Below are 534 nucleotides of genomic sequence, written 5' to 3'. Positions count from 1 at the left end.
GGGAGTAATGAAGCGCATAGTCCTTAGGATCCACCACTCCACCCACACCCTGGCCCTGTAGCAGCGGCCTTCTCGCTTCCTTGACATACTGCTTAACCGCCGCCGAGACGAGCTGGGTGACCGTCCAGTCCAGAGCCATACAAGCAAGAGCAATAAACTCACCAGTTCACCATGGCAACATTCAGCTACAACTATCTCCTTGTCTTCGCCGTCCTCCTCTCAGGAACCTTCTTAAGCTCCGCAGCTGCTCTCTGCGATAAGCAGGGAGAAGCCGTGCTAGACACCAACGGCAAGCATGTCCGCATAGGCCACAACTATATGATCAAATACACCGCATCCAACAGCCAGAACGGCATGCTTGGTCTAGTCCAAAACAAACAGAGCCAGTGTGAGAAGTACGTCGGGTCAACCAGCCGCCGCCAAGCCGAGTTGGTACACTTCACTTCAGGCACTGATATGTCTGAAGATAACACCATGAGGGAGGGTGGCCGCTACGCCTTCAATTTCATTGCACAATGGAACCACCCTTGCAAG

At 53.6% G+C, this 534-nt stretch carries 1 protein-coding gene; it reads left to right on the top strand.

From position 1 onward, the window contains the following. Window positions 1-171: 171 nt before the first annotated feature. Window positions 172-534, top strand: a 363-nt coding sequence (locus LZD48_RS18440) for a Kunitz family serine protease inhibitor (RefSeq protein WP_235764133.1), incomplete at its 3' end; no start/stop codon positions are given.

The sequence above is a fragment of the Oceanobacillus alkalisoli genome, assembly GCF_021556485.1.
Taxonomy (GTDB): Bacteria; Bacillota; Bacilli; order Bacillales; family Amphibacillaceae; genus Oceanobacillus; species Oceanobacillus alkalisoli.
Note: the sequence above shows the minus strand (reverse complement) of the source record. Positions and strands in the feature narration are given on the sequence as shown.